Here is a 16,764-nt window from a genome sequence, read left to right on the forward strand (position 1 = left end):
CAGGGCGATCCGGTTCGTCCATGCCCTTAACCCGGTTTGTTTAGAAGCGTTCCAGGGAAATGTCCCGGACCGGAGTGATATTACGCTTGGCTCATGCCGGCGACATCATCGGACGCCTCCCATGCACCTTCGGGCAGTCCGGCGGTGCGGTGGCCGATGGAGACATCGGTTCGGATCCGAAGAAAAGGCGGGAGCGCCGGCATGGCCCGCTCCGATGCTCCCGCCTGCAACCTGAGCGTGGTTTACTCAGCCTGCGCGCGGCAGGCTTCCAGGGCCGAGATCGCCTTGCGCGTGTCGTCGAGATAATAGGTGTAGGCGTAATCGTCGCTCTTGCCATCCATTTCCATGTAAAGCTCTTTTCCACTCATGAGAGCGTTGATGGCATTGGAGGTGGCGGGAATGCCGACGGCGGCCATGGTCTTGTCAACGGCGGTGCCGGAAACGGTTTCGCTCCATTTCTTGTCGACGGCCAGGGAAATGGACAGGGATTCCTTTTCCTTGAGCTTCCAGCTCGAGTCGCTGAACACCATCACCATGGCCTGGCCTTTGGCGGTGTAGGCAAGGCCGATCCCGGCGGTGTCCTTGGAATCCGTTTTCCATTCCTGGGTGATGGCGCAGTCCTTGTCGATCTTTACGCTCCACACGCCGATCTTGGTGTCCGCCTGGGCGATGGAGACCGAAGTAAGCGTTGCCATACCGGCAACCGCTGCGAAAATTACGCGCATCTTTGGAACCGCTCCCCGATTATTATCCACCTGCCCATTCTGCGTATGGCATTCGAGATAAGTCCAGTTGCCTCTGCCAAGCGGAGCAAAAAGATTGGGCGACCGGGACCCGGCCGGAGGCGGTCCTTCTCCGGCCGGGTCCCGCTTGCAGGGGAGCGGGTGCGCCGCCGTTCAGATCTTCGCTTCGGGCTTCGCCTTCTCGCGCATCAGCACGAACTCCTCGGCGGTCGAGGGGTGCAGGGCGATGGTGCGGTCGAAGTCGCGCTTGGTGGCGCCGCAATTCAGTGCGATGGCCAGCGGCTGCATCATCTCCGGCGCGTCCATGCCCATCATGTGGCAACCCAGCACGCGCTGGCTTTCGCCGTCGACCACCAGCTTCATCAGCACCCGCTCGTCCCGGCCGGACAGGGTGTGCTTCATCGGCCGGAAGCCGGCCTTGTAGATGTCGACCTGCGGATATTCGGCGCGGGCCTGCGCCTCGGTCAGGCCGACGGTGCCGAGCGGCGGCAGCGAGAACACGGCGGTCGGGACATTGCCGTAGCCGATGTGCATCGGGTTGTCGTTGAACAGCGTCTCGGCCAGCGCCCGGCCCTCGGCGATGGCGATCGGAGTCAGCGCCATCCGGTCGGTGACGTCGCCGATGGCGTAGATGTTGTCGACCGACGTGCGCGACCATTCATCCACCGGGATCGCGCCCTTGGCGTCCAGGGCGATGCCGACCTCCTCCAGGCCGAGGTTGCGGGTGTTGGGGCTGCGGCCGGTCGCGGACATCACCAGCCCGGCGGAATGCTCGCGCCCCATATGGTCGGTCAGGGTATAGCCGCCGGCCCCCTTCTCCAGCTTAACCGGCTTGCAGCGCGAGATGATGGTGATGCCGCGCTTGCGCATTTCCTGCGACAGGGCGATGCGGATGTCGTCGTCGAAGCCGTTCAGCAGGTCGTCGCCGCGGATCATCAGGGTCACTTCGGCGCCCAGCCCGCGGAAGATGCTGGCGAACTCGACGGCGATGTAGCCGCCGCCGATGATCAGCACCGAATGGGGCATCGTCTCCAGCTGCAGCGCCTCGTTGGAGGTCGCGGCGAGTTCGATGCCCTCGATCGGCGGCAGCGACGGCCAGCCGCCGGTCGCGACCAGGATGTTGCGCGCGGTGTAGCGCTTGCCGGCCACCTCGACCGTGTGGCGGTCGACGATCCGGCCATGGCCCTCGAACAGGGTCACGCCGGAATTCTTCAGCATGTCGATGTAGATGCCGTTCAGCCGGTCGATCTCGCGATCCTTGTTGGCGATCAGCGTTTCCCAATCGAAGGCCGGCAGGTGCGCGTCCCAGCCGTAGCCGCGGGAATCCTCGAACCCGTCGCGGAACTGGGCGGCATAGACCAGGAACTTCTTCGGCACGCAGCCGCGGATCACGCAGGTTCCGCCGACGCGGCTGCCTTCGCAGATCGCGACCTTGGCGCCGAAGGATGCCGCGCGCCGGCTGGACGCCACGCCCCCGGATCCCGCTCCGATGGTGAAAAGGTCGAAATCGAACTCGGCCACAGCCGTCTCCTTCCGCTCGACATGCTCGATTGTCCCGTCTCCCTGGACCGTTCTTCCCGATCGACCGGGGAAAGAGCAGGGAGCCGGCAGGATATGGGGCTGCGGCGGGCGTTGGGAAGCGCGCCGTCAGCGCAGCAGCATATCCTGGATCAGCACTTGCCGAAGCTTGAGCGGCCGCATCGTCCGGTTGGCGACGAAGCGCAGAGCGTCCTTGACATAGGCGGGGCCGTCCGCACCGCGCAGCTCCGCCGGATCGACGTCCAGCAGGCGCTGGTTCATGGCGTCGACGATGCGGGGCAGGTGCGGGGTCACCGTCTCCAGCGGGGTCGCCGGATCGAACTCCAGCACCGCGCGCAACCGCAATTCGTGCAGGCGGCGGCCGTCGTTCAGCGTGACGATCAGCGTCGGCAGGGAGGCATAGACCGCCGGAGCGGGGGCGACGGCGACCCGGGCGGGGACATAGGCGCCCTGGGCGGGAGCCGGCCGCAGCAGCAGAGCACCGCCCGCTCCGGCGCCGGCGAATGCCACCATCAGCAGCATCAGCGCGAACACCAGCCGGTTTCCTGTCCGGTCGAGACTGGAAAGACTGTCGTCGGATCCTGCTTCGGCTGCCGCCGCCGTCTTCGCCATTATGCCTGCAGCCGCCTTGTTTTCGAAGAACGCCGTGCGATGACTTTACTCGTGCGAAAGTGGTGGGTCAAATTAAGGCATTTTAGTGGATTTTTTCCTGGATTGATGAGAGATCGACCTTGAATGGCGGTTCGCCAAGGCGGGCCTTGCATCCGGGCATCTTCGCCCGTTGGGGTCGAAGGATCGCACTCCCGCCGAAAACGCAACGCTGCCATCCGTCACGGGTTGACGGGATGGGAAGCCTCTTCCCCCGTCCGCCCGGGCCGTATAATGCTGGGATACCGGCACAACCGGCCGTCAATGACGGGCCATGGCGACGTCATGGGGTGGACTGGGGCGGACGATGCCCGGATTTGGGCGCAAGACACTGGGACGCAAGACGGGGATGGAAGGCGAGACCGGGATGAACGACACCGACAACCGTGAAGTCGGCAACCGCACAGTCGGCAACCGCACAGCTGGCGACCGGACGTCCGGAGCCGGGCCGGCGGCCCACCACCCATCCTCCGCCGAGATCCCCGACTGGACGGACACCTACTTCCGCCGCACCAAGGAGGCGGTCGGCAAGTTCGGCGACAAGACGGTGACCTATGCCATCTTCATGCGCCGGCCGGTGGTCTGCGCGCCGCGGCTGGCCGTGGACTGGCTGGAGGCGGTGGCGCGCGAGCGCAACTTCCCGGTCCAGATCGAGCTGAACTACCCCGAAGGCAAATGGGTCGGCGCCGGCGAGCCGATCATGTACATCACCGGCTCCTTCTATCATCTGGTCGACTGCGAGACGATCATCCTGCAGAAGCTGGGGCCGGCCAGCGTCGCCGCCTACAACGCCTTCACCATGTGCGCCGACCTGCCGAAGGTCGCCTTCCTCGCCATGGACGCCCGCCATTGCGCCGGCACCGAGATGGCGGAGATGATGGCCTACGCCGCCTCCGTCGGGTCCGACCGGGCCGGGCGCAAGGTCGGCGCCAAGGGCTTCATCGGCAATGCCACCGATGCCACCGCCTCCTATTTCGGGCAGGAGAAGGGCATGGGCACGATGCCGCACGCCCTGATCGGCTATGCCGGATCGACCGTGCGCGCGGCGGAGATGTTCCACGAGACATTCCCCGACCTGGCATTGACCGTGCTCGTCGATTATTTCGGCCGCGAGATCACCGACGGGCTGGAGGTCTGCCGCCGCTTCCCGCAGCTGGCCGCCCAGGGCAGGCTGTCGCTGCGGCTCGACACCCCCGGCGGACGCTTCGTCGAGGGGCTGGATCCGCCGGGCTCTTATGCCGTGCTGGAGCGCCACGCCCCGCACGCGATCCGCGGTTATCGCGACGAGACGCAGCTGCGCTACCTGATCGGCACCGGCGTGTCGGCGGCGGCGATCCACTATGTACGCGAAAGGCTGGACGAGGCCGGCTTCCCGGCGGTGAAGATCGTCGCCAGCAGCGGCTTCGGCCCGGCGAAGTGCCGCCTGATGGCGGAGGCCAACGCCCCGGTGGACGTCATCGGCACCGGCAGCTACCTGCCCGAACGCTGGACCGAGACCTATGCGACGGCCGACATCATCGCCTATGACGGCGAGCGCCGCGTGAAGGTGGGACGCGAGTTCCTGTTCCGGCGATAGGACCGCAGGGGGCGCCGGGCCCGGGCCCGGCTCCGCGATCCAGGTTACCCAGAAATGCCCCGCGGCCGATTGTTGGGTAGCATGTCCCGCGGTCCGATTGGCCGAGTTGACGGTCGGGAAGGGAAACGCTACCTCGGGAGCTGACGGCCGACGCAAAGCCGGCAAGCATGAAGCCGGTCGGCGGACAAGCTTCGGAGGCGTTTCTTTATTGCAGACTGAAACAAAAGTTGAGTTGGGCTTCCGCTGCGTACTGTGGCAAACCACTCTCGAAATTGCCGGCGGAGCGGCGCACATTCGGGAAGAGGCGCCGCAGAGACGAGGCAGTGATGTCTTAACCTTTACCGGTTCAAGAACGGCGCCCGCCATCCTTTCCACACAGGTCCGATCAGGAACATCGACATGGCTCATCGTCCGCTCGCCTGCGTGATCCTCGCCGCCGGCAAGGGCACGCGCATGAAATCCGATCTGCCCAAGGTGCTGCACCGGGTGGCCGGCCGGCCGATGGTCGGGCATGTGCTGGCGGCGGTGAAGGCGCTCGACCCCGATCATGTGGTCGTCGTGGTCGGTCCCGGCATGGACAGCGTGGCGGCGGCCGTCGCCCCGTATCCCACCGCGGTCCAGCATGAGCAGCGCGGCACCGCCGACGCCGTCCGCGCCGCCTTCGGCCTGCTGGAGGGCTTCACCGGCGACGTCATCGTGCTGTATGGCGACACGCCGCTGGTCACGCCCGACACGCTGCGCGCGCTGGTGCAGGCGCGGCGCCAGGCGGCCGACCCGGCGGTCGTCGTGCTCGGCATGCGCCCCGACGATCCCGGCGCCTATGGCCGGCTGATCCTGAACGCCCGCGGCGGGCTGGAGAAGATCGTCGAATATCTCGACGCCAGCGAGCAGGAGCGCGCGGTCGGCCTGTGCAACGCCGGCCTGATGGCGTTCGACGGCGCGCGCATGGTCGAGCTGATCGGCAGCGTCGGCAACGTCAATGCCAAGTCCGAATATTACCTGACCGACGTGGTGCAGATCGCGCGCCGCGCCGGCATGGCCTGCGCCGTGGTCGAGGCCGCCCCGGCCGAGGTGGTGGGCGTCAATTCCCGTGCCGAGCTGGCCGAGGTGGAACGGCTGCTGCAGCGCCGGCTGCGCAAGGCCGCCATGGACAACGGCGCCACGCTGATCGATCCCGACAGCATTTTCCTCAGCGCCGACACCCGGCTGGGCCGCGACGTGGTGGTCGGTCCCGGCTGCTTCTTCGGTGCCGGCGTCACCGTGGCCGACCGGGTCGAGATCAAGCCCTACTGCCACCTGGAAGGCGTGCGGATCGACAGCGGCGCCGTCATCGGCCCCTTCGCCCGTCTGCGTCCGGGGGCGGAGATCGGCGCCGACGCCCATATCGGCAATTTCGTCGAGGTGAAGAACGCGGTGATCGAGGCCGGGGCCAAGGCCAACCACCTGAGCTACATCGGCGACGCCCGTGTCGGCGCCAGGGCGAACATCGGCGCCGGCACCATCACCTGCAACTATGACGGATTCACCAAGAGCCGGACGGAGATCGGGGCCGGTGCCTTCATCGGGTCGAACAGCGCGCTGGTCGCGCCGGTCGTCATCGGCGAGGGCGCCATCGTCGGGGCCGGCAGCGTGGTGACCATGGCGGTGGAGGCGGACGCCCTCGTCGTCGCCCGCGGCAGCCAGAAGGCGTACGCCGGCTGGGCAAGGCGCTTCCGCGAACGGAAGCAAAACGAGAAGGCGAAAAAGGCTTAAGCTCGGTTCGGGTCTCCCTCCGGTCGGCATCTATTCAGGAGCATCAGGTCCATGTGCGGCATCATCGGCATCAACGGCATCCACGACGCGTCCCCCCGGCTGGTGGAAGGCCTGCGCCGCCTCGAATACCGCGGCTATGACAGTGCCGGCATCGCCACGCTGGTGAATGGCCACATCGAACGCCGCCGCGCTGAAGGCAAGCTGTCGAACCTCGACATGAAGCTGCGCGACCAGCCGCTGTCCGGCACCGTCGGCATCGGCCATACCCGCTGGGCCACCCATGGCGGCCCGACCGAGAACAACGCCCATCCCCACGCCACCAGGCGCGTCGCCGTCGTCCACAACGGCATCATCGAGAATTACCAGGAGCTGAAGGACGAGCTGACCGGCCACGGCTACGTCTTCGAAAGCGCCACCGACACCGAGGTGATCGTCCATCTCGTCACCTATTACCTGGACCGGGAGGGCATGACGCCGGTGCAGGCGTCCGCCGCCGCCTTCAAGCGGTTCACCGGCGCCTTCGCCCTGGTGCTGATCTTCGCCGGCGAGCATGAGCTGATGATCGGCGCCCGCCACGGCACGCCGCTGGCCGTCGGCTATGGCGACGGCGAGATGTATCTGGCCTCCGACGCCTTCGCGCTGGCGCCGCTGACCAACCGCATCTGCTATCTGGAGGATGGCGACTGGGTCGAGGTCAGCCGTACCGCCGCCATCGTCCATGACGCCACCGACGCGGTGGTCGAGCGGCCGGTGAAGACCACGGCGGTCTCCGGCGCCCTGATCGGCAAGGACGGCTACCGCCACTACATGCTCAAGGAAATCTACGAGCAGCCGCAGGTCATCGGCGACACGCTGAACGCCTACATCAACCCGGAGACCGGCACCTTCACCCTGCCGGACTTCCCCTTCGATCTGGCCGGCGCCGCCAAGCTGACCATCGTCGCCTGCGGCACCGCCTATTATGCCGGCTTCGTCGCCAAATACTGGTTCGAGACGCTGGCCCGCATCCCGGTCGAGGTCGACATCGCGTCGGAGTTCCGCTATCGCGAGGCGCCGCTGCCGCCGGGCGGCATCGCGCTGTTCATCTCGCAGTCGGGCGAGACGCTGGATACGCTGGAGGCGCTGCGCTACTGCAAGCGCCAGGGCCAGAAGATCCTGTCGATCGTGAATGCCCCGGAAAGCACCATCGCGCGCGAATCCGATGCGGTGCTCTACACCATGGCCGGTCCGGAGATCGGCGTCGCCTCGACCAAGGCCTTCACGACCCAGCTGACCACGCTCGCCTGCCTTGCCGTCACCGTCGGCCGCGCCCGCGGCGCCATCGACCAGGAGCGGATGCAGCAGATCGCCCATGCCCTGCGCGAGGTTCCGGCCCGTGCCGCCGACGTGCTGGCCCATGACGAGCGGCTGAAGGAGCTGGCGCAGGAGGTGTCGGAAGCCCGCGACGTGCTCTATCTCGGCCGCGGCGCCATGTACCCGCTGGCGCTGGAAGGGGCCTTGAAGCTGAAGGAGATCAGCTACATCCACGCCGAGGGCTACGCCGCCGGCGAGTTGAAGCACGGCCCCATCGCGCTGATCGACGACAATGTCCCGGTGATCGTGCTGGTGCCGTCCGATGCCCTGTTCGAGAAGGTGGTGTCGAACGTGCAGGAGGTCTGCGCCCGGTCCGGCAAGGTGCTGCTGCTGGCCGACAGGAAGGGGATCGACAGGTTGAAGGACAAGGTGCGCTGGTCGGTCGAACTTCCGGCCTGCGACCCGCTGGTCGCCCCACTGCTCTATGCCATTCCGGTGCAGCTGCTGGCCTATCACACGGCTGTGCTGAAGGGCACCGATGTCGACCAGCCGCGGAATTTGGCGAAGAGCGTTACGGTGGAGTAGACGCAAAGGACCTGGGAACAAATTGTGTCGGCGGACGCTGGGATCCGGGCCCTTGACCGGCATGCGACGGTTGCCGCGATGTGGACGGCTGCCATGGAGTTTGTGGCGGACCGGTCGTACCGGGTTGCGATTCGGCGGAAGTCCTCGAGGCGTCCGAACAGGCGTTCGATGAGGTTCCGGTTCCGATAGAGGGAGGGAAGCCGTTTTCCCAGCGCTTGTTGGCCCGTGGCGGGTGTCGGGTGCCCCCCCGGCCTCCCCGATCTTTCTGCGGACAGCGGCACTGTCGTAGCCTTTGCCGCCGCCTGCCGAACGATGGGCACCGACCGCCGGGGAAGTCGATCGTCACCCGGGCCGGTGGGCCACCCGCAACGGCCGAGGCACGGAAGATGCCCTCCCAGCTGCCCTGGCCCCGATGCGGCCGGGAGTCGAGCGCAGGATCTTCACCGGCGAGGGCGCCACGCTGGCGCTTCACCGCCTTATGCCCGGCCACGAGCCGCGCCCGCACAGCCATGTGCATGAGCAGATCCATGTGCACGAGCGGATCGTCCTGATCCTGGCCGGCACCATCCGCTTCCACGTCAATGGCGAGGATCATCTGGTCGGCCCGGACGGCCTGCGGGCCATCCCGCCGGACGCGGAGCATTGGGGCGAGGTGCGAGCGACGAGCCGGTGCTGAACCTGGACATCCTCACCCCGAAGCGGCCAGAATGTTTGTAGGCAAAACGGATGGCAAGCCGTCCGGCCTCAGGGAGCAGTCCAACAAGGGAACAGTGCCGGTGAACCTCTTCTCCCTCCTCGATCAGGCGGCGGCCCGCTATCCCGGCCGCGGGGCGGTGTATCGCGGGACCGAACAGGTCCACAGCTTCGCCGCGCTGCGCTCACGGGCCCTGAGCATCGCCGCCGGGCTGCGCGCGGCCGGAAAGCCGGGCGACCGCATCGCCATCGCCAGCGAGAATGTACCGGAGTATGTCGAGCTGTTCTTCGGCATCTGGGCGGCCGGCATGGCGGCAACCCCGGTGAACGCCAAGCTGCACGCCCGCGAACTGGTGCAGATCCTGGAGGATTCCGGGGCGACGACCGTCTTCGTCTCGCCCAAGCTGGCGGCGGGGTTGGACGCGGCGCTGGAGACGGGGCCGGCCGGATCGCCGGCGGCCTCCTGCCGCCGCATCGTCATCGGCGGGGCCGACCATGCCGCGCTGGCGGCGGGGGAGGAGTGGGCCGGGCCGGTTGACCCCGACCCGGAGGCGCTGGGCTGGCTGTTCTACACCAGCGGCACCACCGGGCGCTCCAAGGGGGCGATGCTGTCGCACCGCAACCTTCTTGCCATGACCATCGCCCATCTCGCCGATGTCGAGACGGTGGACGAGGAGTGCAGCCTGCTGCATGCCGCGCCGATGTCGCACGGTTCCGGCCTCTACATGGCCGCCTACGTCGCCCGCGGCGCCCGGCAGGTGGTCCCGGCCTCCTCCGCCTTCGAGCCGGCGGAGTTCCTCGACCTCTGCGACCGTCATCCCGGCTGCGGCGCCTTCCTCGCCCCGACCATGGTGCAGCGGCTGCGGCTGGAGGCGGAGCGCAGCGGCCGCCGCCCGGCCAACCTGCGCAGCGTCGTCTATGGCGGCGGGCCGATGTATGTCGAGGAGCTGCGCCGCTCGCTCGCCGTCTTCGGCCCGGTCTTCGTCCAGATCTACGGCCAGGGCGAGGCGCCGATGACCATCACCTGCCTGCGCCGCCGCGATCATGTCGGCGGCGACGACGCGGTGCTGGGATCGGTCGGCTTCGCCCGCAGCGGGGTCGAGGTGGCGGTGGTGGATGCCGACGGCCGTCCGCTGCCCCCGGGCGAGGTCGGCGAGATCGTCTGCCGCGGCGATGTCGTGATGGCCGGCTATTGGCACAATGCGAGGGCGTCGGCCGAGGCCCTGCGCGACGGCTGGCTCTTCACCGGGGACATGGGGTCCTTCGACGCGCGCGGCTACCTGACCCTGCGCGACCGCTCCAAGGACGTGATCATCAGCGGCGGCACCAACATCTACCCGCGCGAGGTGGAGGAGGTCCTGCTGCGCCATCCCGATGTCGAGGAGGTCTGCGTCACCGGCCAGCCCGACCCGGAATGGGGCGAGATCGTCGTCGCCTTCATCGTCGCCGCCCAGGGACGCGCCGTCGCCGCCGCCAGCCTCGACGAGCATTGCAACGCCAGCATCGCCCGCTTCAAGCGGCCCAAGCGCTACCTGTTCGTCGAGGCGCTGCCCAAGAACAATTACGGCAAGGTGCTGAAGCGCGAGCTGCGCGAGCGCCTGTCCGCCGGGGCCTGAGCGCCGCCGCTGCCGTCAGGCGTGGTGCAGCAGGCGGGCGAGCAGGGCGTCCAGCATGCGGTCGCAGGCGGCGAGCTGCTCCTCGGCGATGAACTCGTCGGGCTTGTGGGCCTCGCCGATGCTGCCGGGGCCGCACACCACGGTCGGCATCGACAGCCGCCGCTGGAACAGCCCGCCCTCCGTCCCGAAGGAGATCTTGCCGGTGCTGTTGCCGCCGGTCAGCGCCTTGACGAAGGCCACCACCTCGGCGTTGCCGTCGGTGTCGAGCGCCGGGTAGCTGGACAATTCGCCGATCGTCAGCGCTGCGCCGGGGAAATCGGGGCGCAGGCGCCGGACGATGGCATCGGCCTCCGCGTGGATGCTGTCCAGCAGCGGCTCCACCGGGTCCTGCGGCAGGTGGCGGATCTCGAAGTCGAGCCGGCAGCGGTTCGGCACGATGTTCAGCGCCTCGCCGCCCTGGATGACCCCGGCATGGACCGTGGTCCACGGCACGTCGTAGCCGCCGTCCTGGGCGCCCTCGTCGCGCAGCCGGTCCTGGATGCGGCGCAGCCCGGTCAGCAGGTCGCTCGCCATGTGGATCGCGTTCAGCCCCTGCGGCGCCAGGCTGGAATGGCATTCGACGCCGCGGCAGTCGGCCCGCAGCGCGGTCTTGCCCTTGTGGGCGGTCACCACCTGCATGCCGGTCGGCTCGCCGACGATGCAGAAGCGCGGACGGACGGGCAGGGCGGCCATCATCTCGATCAGCCGCCGCACGCCGAGGCAGCCGACCTCCTCGTCGTAGGACAGGGCCAGATGCAGCGGCTGCGCCAGCGTCAGCCCGGCGGCGCGGTCGAACAGGGCGAGCGCCGCGGCGATGAAGCCCTTCATGTCGGCGGTGCCCCGGCCGAACAGCTTGCCGTCCCGCCGGATCAGCCGGAAGGGATCGCCGGTCCAGGCCTGCCCCTCGACCGGCACCACGTCGCTGTGTCCCGACAGCAGCACGCCGGGGCGGTCCGCCGGTCCCAGCGTCGCGAACAGGTTGGCCTTGCGCCCGTCCTCGCTCGGCACCAGCCAGGTAGTGGCGCCGACCGCCTCCAGCCGCTCCTGCACCCAGCGGATCAGCTCCAGGTTGCTGTCGCGGCTGACGGTGCGGAAGGCAATCAGCCGCTCCAGGATATCGATGGTCGCCGTCATGGCGTCTTTTCCTCGCTCGTTCGCTGCGTCGCTCAGGCAATGCCCAACCGGTCGACGGCGCGGCGCCAGCCGCCGCGGATCGCGTCGGCATCGACATGCCGGCCGTCCCGCACCACCAGCCGTCCCCCCGCCACCACGTCGCGCACGGCATTGCGGGCGCCGGTGAAGACGTAGGCGTCGAGAAGCGTGTCGTCGGCGCGGCCGTACAGCCGCGGATCGTCCGGGTCCAGCACGACCAGATCGGCGCGCTGGCCCATGGCGAGGCCGCCCGCCGGCTCCGGCAGGCCGAGCGCCTGCCCGCCCCCTGCCACCGCCGCGCGGTAGAGCGCCGCCCCGGTCGATGCTCCCGGCTCCCGAGCCAGGAGGTTCCGCCGCCTTTCCGCCAGCCGTTGCCCGAACTCAAGCAGCCGCAGCTCCTCCGCGGCGTCGATGACGACCTGGCTGTCCGACCCGACGCCGAACCGCCCGCCTTGCGCCAGGAAGTCGCGCGCCGGGAACAGCCCGTCGCCCAGATCGGCCTCCGTCGTCGGACAGAGGCCGGCCACCGCCCCCGACGCGGCCAGTCCCGCCACCTCGTCCGGCGTGACATGGGTGGCATGGACGAGGCACCAGGACGGCCCCGGCCAGCCGCGGTCGAGCAGCCACTCCACCGGCCGCCGCCCCGACCAGGCGAGGCAGGCATCCACCTCCGCCGTCTGCTCGGCGACATGGATGTGGACCGGCGCCGCCGGGTCGAGTGCCGCCAGCCCGTCCAGCGCCGCCGCCATCGCGTCGGGCGACACGGCGCGCAGCGAATGGAGGGCGAGGCCGGTGCGATGCCCGCCGGGGATGGCGCGGCAGGCCTCGACGATCCGCAGCAGCCGGTCGGGATCGTTGAGGAAGCGCCGCTGCCCCTCGCCGGCCGGCTGCCCGCCGAAGCCGCCCTGGGCATAGAGCACCGGCAGGTGGGTCAGCCCGATCCCGGTGGCACCGGCCGCCGCCAGGATGCGCATCGACATCTCGGCCGGGTCGGCATAAGGCCGGCCGCCGGCATCGTGGTGGAGGTAATGGAACTCCGCCACCGAGGTGTAGCCGCGCTCCAGCATCTCGGCATAGGCCATCGCCGCAACCGCCTGGAGCCCGTCGGGATCGATGCGGCGGACGAAGCCGTACATCACCTCCCGCCAGGTCCAGAAGCTGTCCTCCGCCGGCCCGGCCCGCTCGGTCAGCCCGGCCATCGCCCGCTGGAAGGCGTGGCTGTGCAGGTTGGGCATGCCGGGGACGACCGGCCCGGCGGCGCGCTCGACGCCGGCGGGCGGCGCGTCCAGCCCGACCTCCATCCAGGCGATCAGCCCCTCGGCGTCGAAGCGCAGCAGCACCCCCGACGCCCAGCCGCCGGCCAGCAGCGCCCGGTCGCAGAACAGCCGGTCGAGCCGGCGCGCGGCGGTCATGGCTCCGTCCTCCCTATCGCCCGATGCGTTTCGTCACTTGGCGTCGAAATAGCCGGCCTGGATGGTCTTGCCGATCAGGTTGCAGATGATGCGGCCGGCGGTGATGGCGGTGATGCCGTTGAGATCCTTCTTCGGCGTGATCTCGACGATGTCCATGCCGACGACCCGGCCCTTGGCCACCAGCCCGTGGATCAGCGTGCGGATCTGCGGGTAGGTGACGCCGCCCGGCGCCGGACCGTTGACCGCCGGCATGATGGTCGGGTCCATCCCGTCGGCGTCGATGGTCAGGTAATAGCGGCCGCCGTCGGGAATGCGGTCGAGCACCGCCTTCATGCCGATGTCCTGCAGCTCCACGTCGGGAACCAGCACCGCGCCGTAGGCCAGCGCCGCTTCCACCTCTTCCGGCCGGGCGCTGCCGGCCGACCGCAGGCCGATCTGGAAGATCTGGCCGATATGGTCCATCTCCGCCGCCCGGCGGATCGGGCTGGAATAGCCGTTGCGGGCGCCGTTCACGTCGTCGCGCCAATCCAGATGGGCGTCGATGTGGACCAGCGTGATCGGCCCCTGGTCGTCATAGGCGCGCAGCACCGGGATCGGGATGCCGTGGTCGCCGCCGATGACGATGGGCAGCATGCCCTTGGCCAGCATCCGGCGCACCACCGCCTCGGCGTTGCGGTAATGCAGGTCGAGGTCGCGGGGATCGGCCTTCACGTCGCCGCAATCCACCACCTTGATGTCCTTGCCGCCCAGCAGCGGGCCGCCGATGTCGAAGTCCCAGCGCTCCAGCTTGCGCAGCGCCCGCTCGGTGTAGCGGCGCACCCAGGTCGGGGCGTTGGTCTGGTCGTTGGTCACCTCGTCGATCGAATAGGGATCGCCGTAGGGAATGCCCAGGATGCCGATATGGCCGTCGAGCTGGTCGAGGTCGGTGCAGATGGGGAAGTCGAGGAAGCTCTGCAGCTCGCGGCGCGGCGCGTTGGTCAGGCTGTTGCTCATGGTGGCCGGTTCTTCTTGTCGGTTGGCGGGGCGGGTGGCGAAGGCCGCTTCAGGTGGCGTCCGGGATGACCGCGATCGCATCGACCTCGACCACCCATTCCGGGCGGGCGAGCGCGCTGATCACGAGGCCGGTCGACACCGGATGGACGCCCTTCAGCCACTTGCCGATGGTGCGGTAGACCGGCTCGCGATAGCGCGGGTCGGTGATGTAGACGGTGATCTTGCAGATGTGCTCCAGCTGCGAGCCGGCTTCTTCCAGCAGCATCTTGATGTTGGCCATCGCCTGCTCGGTCTGGCCGGCGGCATCGCCAATGGCGACGCTTTCGCTGGTGTCGAGATTCTGGCCGATCTGGCCGCGCACGAAGACCATGGTGCCGCGGGCGACGACGGTCTGGCACAGGTCGTTGTCCAGCGTCTGCTCGGGATAGGTCTTCTTGGTGTTGAACTGGCGGATGCGGGTGTGGACGGTCATGGCGGATGCCCTGGCTTGGTTGGCGGTTGGATCGAAAGGCAAGGGAAAGGCGTCCGGCGCCTCCATTCGGGAGCGCCGTCAGGCAAGGCGTTCGGAAAGGACCGGTCAGCCGGGCGTGGCGTCCGCGCCGGCAAGCTCCGGAAAGACCGCGGCGCGTTCGGCCAGCGTCGCCAGCGGGATGTGGCAGGCGATGCGGTGGCCGTCGGCCGTCTCATGGACCGGCGGGGCCTGCTCGTCGCAGACCGCCCCCAGCTTGCGCGGGCAGCGGGCGGCGAAGGCGCATCCCCGCCCGCCGGGGGCGGCGACGGCGTCCTCCAGCAGGATGCGCGGCGCCTCCGGCCCGTCCCCGGCCAGCCGCGGCACGGCGGACAGCAGTGCCTCGGTATAGGGGTGGTAGGGCGGGCGGAGCACGCGGCCGATCGGGCCCTCCTCGCAGATGGTGCCGCCATAGACGACCAGCACGCGGTCGGCGATGTGCGACACCACGGCGATGTCGTGGGTGATGAAGAGATAGGACAGCCCCATCTCGTCGCGCAGCTCGGCCAGCAGGTTCAGGATGTTGGCCTGCACCGACACGTCGAGCGCCGACACCGCCTCGTCGCAGACGACGAAGTCGGGATCGGTGGCGAGCGCGCGGGCGATGTTGACGCGCTGGCGCTCGCCGCCGCTCAGCTCGTGCGGGTAGCGGTCGGCATAGGCCGCCGGCAGCCCGACGCGGGTCAGCAGTCCGGCGACGGTCTTCCGCCGCTCCTCCGCGTCGTCGCGGCCGGCCAGCACCAGCGGCCGGTCCATCGCCGCCCCCACGGTCTTGCGCGGGTTCAGCGAGGCGGCGGAGTTCTGGAAGACCAGCTGGGCACGGCGGCGCAGATCCTGGTTGCCGCTTTTCACCTGCTCCGTGAGGTCGGCGCCGTCGAACAGCACGGCTCCGGCCGTGGGTTCGGTCAGCGCCAGCAGGGCGCGGCCGATGGTGCTCTTGCCGCTGCCGCTCTCGCCGACCACGCCGACGACCTCGCCGCGGCCGATGGTGAAGGACACGTCGTCCACCGCCACCGTGCCGGCCCGGCGCAGCCAGGGCAGGATGGAGCGGCTGGCGCCGTAGATCTTGCGCAGATGGTCGACCTCGACCAGCGGGGCGGAGTGCGTCGCCGCCGGCTTTGCCCTGGGCCGGCGGGATGCCCCGGCCTCCTCGTCCGGCCAGGGCGTGCCGGCCAGGGCGCCGGCCTTCCAGCAGCGCACCCCATCCTCGCTGCCGTCGCCATTCGCCAGCATCGCCTGCGGCTGGCTGCGGCAGGTCTCCTCGGCGAAGGGGCAGCGCGGGGCGAAGACGCAGGCGGCGGGCGCCCCGGTCAGCTTGGCGACGGTGCCGGGGATGGAGGGCAGCCGGTGGCGGCGGTCGGCGGTGATGCGCGGCAGGGCGGCGACCAGCCCCTTGGCATAGGGATGGGCCGGGCGGGACAGCACGCGGCCGGTCCGCCCCGTCTCCACCACCACCCCGCCATAGAGGACGGTGACGGTTTCGCAGATGCGGTTGACGATGCCGAGATTGTGCGAGACGAACAGCGCGCTCAGCTTGTGGCTGTCGCACAGCTTGGCCAGCAGCTCGATGATGCGGGCCTCGACCGTCACGTCCAGCGCGGTGGTCGGCTCGTCGAGGATCAGCAGCTTCGGCTCGCAGCCCAGCGCGGTGGCGATCAGCGCCCGCTGCTGCATGCCGCCCGACAGCTCGTGCGGGTAGGCGGCGGCGACGCGGCGGGGATCGCGGATGCCGACCTCGGCCAGCAGCTCCTCGACCCGGACGGCGGCCTGCCGGGGGGAGAACCCCTTGTGCTGGATCAGCGGTTCGGCGATCTGGCGGCCAACGGTCAGCGCCGGGTTCAGCGAGGTGAAGGGATCCTGGAACACGGCGGCGATGCGGTCGCCGCGCAGCGCCCGCCGCCCGGACGGCGGCAGCTTGCGCAGGTCGGTGCCGTCGAACAGGATCTCCCCGGACTCCACCCGGCCGCCGCCGCCCAGCAGGTCGAGGATCGCCATGGCGATGGTGCTCTTGCCCGATCCGGATTCGCCGACCAGCCCCATCACCTCGCCGGGGCGGATGGCGAAGCTGACGTCGCTGGCGGCGCGCAGCGTGCCGCGGGCATTGCCGTAGCTGATGGTCAGGCCGCGCACGTCCAGCAGCGGCGCCGGTTCGGGCAGGGTGACCGGGGGGATCGCCGGGGAAAGCGCCGGGCGCGCTTGCGGAGCGGTCATCATC

Annotated in this window: 13 protein-coding genes and 1 pseudogene; 5 read left to right on the top strand and 9 right to left on the bottom strand. The window is 69.2% G+C overall.

The genetic code is table 11. The annotated features are described in order from the left end of the window. Positions 1-242: 242 nt before the first annotated feature. The 3 genes from ABMY26_RS28855 to ABMY26_RS28865 all read right to left on the bottom strand — a co-directional run bounded on the left by ABMY26_RS28855 (position 243) and on the right by ABMY26_RS28865 (position 2,894). Positions 243-725 (bottom strand): hypothetical protein, encoded by a 483-nt coding sequence (locus ABMY26_RS28855; protein ID WP_372399615.1) that lies wholly within the window; start codon positions 723-725, stop codon positions 243-245. Between the two features lie 171 nt (positions 726-896). Next, complete coding sequence (gene gor, locus ABMY26_RS28860) at positions 897-2,264, bottom strand: glutathione-disulfide reductase (protein ID WP_372399616.1); 1,368 nt, start codon at positions 2,262-2,264, stop codon at positions 897-899. Positions 2,265-2,390: 126 nt separating this feature from the next. Then, positions 2,391-2,894, bottom strand: a complete 504-nt coding sequence (locus tag ABMY26_RS28865; RefSeq protein ID WP_372399617.1) for a flagellar basal body-associated FliL family protein — start codon at positions 2,892-2,894, stop codon at positions 2,391-2,393. Positions 2,895-3,297: 403 nt separating this feature from the next. Between ABMY26_RS28865 and ABMY26_RS28870 the strand changes: the two genes are divergently transcribed. The 3 genes from ABMY26_RS28870 (at position 3,298) to glmS (ending at position 8,136) form a co-directional block, all read left to right on the top strand. Then, positions 3,298-4,506: a nicotinate phosphoribosyltransferase gene (locus ABMY26_RS28870; protein WP_372399618.1), complete on the top strand. Its 1,209-nt coding sequence runs from the start codon at positions 3,298-3,300 to the stop codon at positions 4,504-4,506. A gap of 399 nt (positions 4,507-4,905) precedes the next feature. Beyond that, positions 4,906-6,258 (top strand): bifunctional UDP-N-acetylglucosamine diphosphorylase/glucosamine-1-phosphate N-acetyltransferase GlmU, encoded by a 1,353-nt coding sequence (gene glmU, locus ABMY26_RS28875; protein ID WP_372399619.1) that lies wholly within the window; start codon positions 4,906-4,908, stop codon positions 6,256-6,258. Positions 6,259-6,309: 51 nt separating this feature from the next. Then, a complete protein-coding gene (gene glmS, locus ABMY26_RS28880) occupies positions 6,310-8,136 on the top strand; it encodes a glutamine--fructose-6-phosphate transaminase (isomerizing) (RefSeq protein ID WP_372399620.1) in 1,827 nt (608 codons plus the stop codon). A 62-nt stretch (positions 8,137-8,198) separates the two neighbouring features. On the opposite strand, the pseudogene ABMY26_RS28885 reads toward glmS, so the two are convergent. After that, positions 8,199-8,542 (bottom strand): annotated as a pseudogene (locus tag ABMY26_RS28885) (transposase); the annotation flags it as partial. A 6-nt stretch (positions 8,543-8,548) separates the two neighbouring features. Here ABMY26_RS28885 and ABMY26_RS28890 point away from each other — a divergent pair. Beyond that, entirely contained in the window at positions 8,549-8,812 is a 264-nt protein-coding gene (locus ABMY26_RS28890; protein ID WP_372399747.1) for an AraC family ligand binding domain-containing protein, read from the top strand. A gap of 100 nt (positions 8,813-8,912) precedes the next feature. Continuing rightward, positions 8,913-10,445: an AMP-binding protein gene (locus ABMY26_RS28895; protein WP_372399621.1), complete on the top strand. Its 1,533-nt coding sequence runs from the start codon at positions 8,913-8,915 to the stop codon at positions 10,443-10,445. 15 nt (positions 10,446-10,460) lie between these two features. Here ABMY26_RS28895 and argE read toward each other — a convergent pair whose 3' ends face one another. From argE to ABMY26_RS28920, 5 genes are all read right to left on the bottom strand, one after another. Next, positions 10,461-11,618 carry an acetylornithine deacetylase gene (argE, locus tag ABMY26_RS28900; protein WP_372399622.1) on the bottom strand — a complete coding sequence of 386 codons (1,158 nt, stop codon included), beginning with the start codon at positions 11,616-11,618 and terminating at the stop codon, positions 10,461-10,463. A gap of 32 nt (positions 11,619-11,650) precedes the next feature. After that, positions 11,651-13,048 (bottom strand): formimidoylglutamate deiminase, encoded by a 1,398-nt coding sequence (locus ABMY26_RS28905; protein ID WP_372399623.1) that lies wholly within the window; start codon positions 13,046-13,048, stop codon positions 11,651-11,653. Between the two features lie 33 nt (positions 13,049-13,081). Continuing rightward, positions 13,082-14,041 carry an agmatinase gene (locus ABMY26_RS28910; RefSeq protein ID WP_045584209.1) on the bottom strand — a complete coding sequence of 320 codons (960 nt, stop codon included), beginning with the start codon at positions 14,039-14,041 and terminating at the stop codon, positions 13,082-13,084. A gap of 49 nt (positions 14,042-14,090) precedes the next feature. Beyond that, complete coding sequence (locus ABMY26_RS28915; protein WP_372399624.1) at positions 14,091-14,513, bottom strand: RidA family protein; 423 nt, start codon at positions 14,511-14,513, stop codon at positions 14,091-14,093. A 105-nt stretch (positions 14,514-14,618) separates the two neighbouring features. Continuing rightward, positions 14,619-16,763: a dipeptide ABC transporter ATP-binding protein gene (locus ABMY26_RS28920; RefSeq protein ID WP_372399625.1), complete on the bottom strand. Its 2,145-nt coding sequence runs from the start codon at positions 16,761-16,763 to the stop codon at positions 14,619-14,621. Between the last annotated feature and the right edge of the window lies 1 nt (position 16,764).

It is taken from the genome of Azospirillum sp. HJ39 (assembly GCF_041507355.1).
Classification (GTDB): domain Bacteria; phylum Pseudomonadota; class Alphaproteobacteria; order Azospirillales; family Azospirillaceae; genus Azospirillum; species Azospirillum thiophilum.

Excerpts from the sequence above, each read along its gene's own strand:
- ABMY26_RS28890 (WP_372399747.1), top strand. The coding sequence starts at position 8,549 with ATGCGGCCGGGAGTCGAGCGCAGGATCTTCACCGGCGAGGGCGCCACG.
- glmU (WP_372399619.1), top strand. The coding sequence starts at position 4,906 with ATGGCTCATCGTCCGCTCGCCTGCGTGATCCTCGCCGCCGGCAAGGGC.
- ABMY26_RS28865 (WP_372399617.1), bottom strand. The coding sequence starts at position 2,894 with ATGGCGAAGACGGCGGCGGCAGCCGAAGCAGGATCCGACGACAGTCTT.
- ABMY26_RS28870 (WP_372399618.1), top strand. The coding sequence starts at position 3,298 with ATGAACGACACCGACAACCGTGAAGTCGGCAACCGCACAGTCGGCAAC.
- ABMY26_RS28915 (WP_372399624.1), bottom strand. The coding sequence starts at position 14,513 with ATGACCGTCCACACCCGCATCCGCCAGTTCAACACCAAGAAGACCTAT.
- ABMY26_RS28920 (WP_372399625.1), bottom strand. The coding sequence starts at position 16,763 with ATGATGACCGCTCCGCAAGCGCGCCCGGCGCTTTCCCCGGCGATCCCC.
- ABMY26_RS28855 (WP_372399615.1), bottom strand. The coding sequence starts at position 725 with ATGCGCGTAATTTTCGCAGCGGTTGCCGGTATGGCAACGCTTACTTCG.
- ABMY26_RS28905 (WP_372399623.1), bottom strand. The coding sequence starts at position 13,048 with ATGACCGCCGCGCGCCGGCTCGACCGGCTGTTCTGCGACCGGGCGCTG.
- argE (WP_372399622.1), bottom strand. The coding sequence starts at position 11,618 with ATGACGGCGACCATCGATATCCTGGAGCGGCTGATTGCCTTCCGCACC.
- glmS (WP_372399620.1), top strand. The coding sequence starts at position 6,310 with ATGTGCGGCATCATCGGCATCAACGGCATCCACGACGCGTCCCCCCGG.
- ABMY26_RS28910 (WP_045584209.1), bottom strand. The coding sequence starts at position 14,041 with ATGAGCAACAGCCTGACCAACGCGCCGCGCCGCGAGCTGCAGAGCTTC.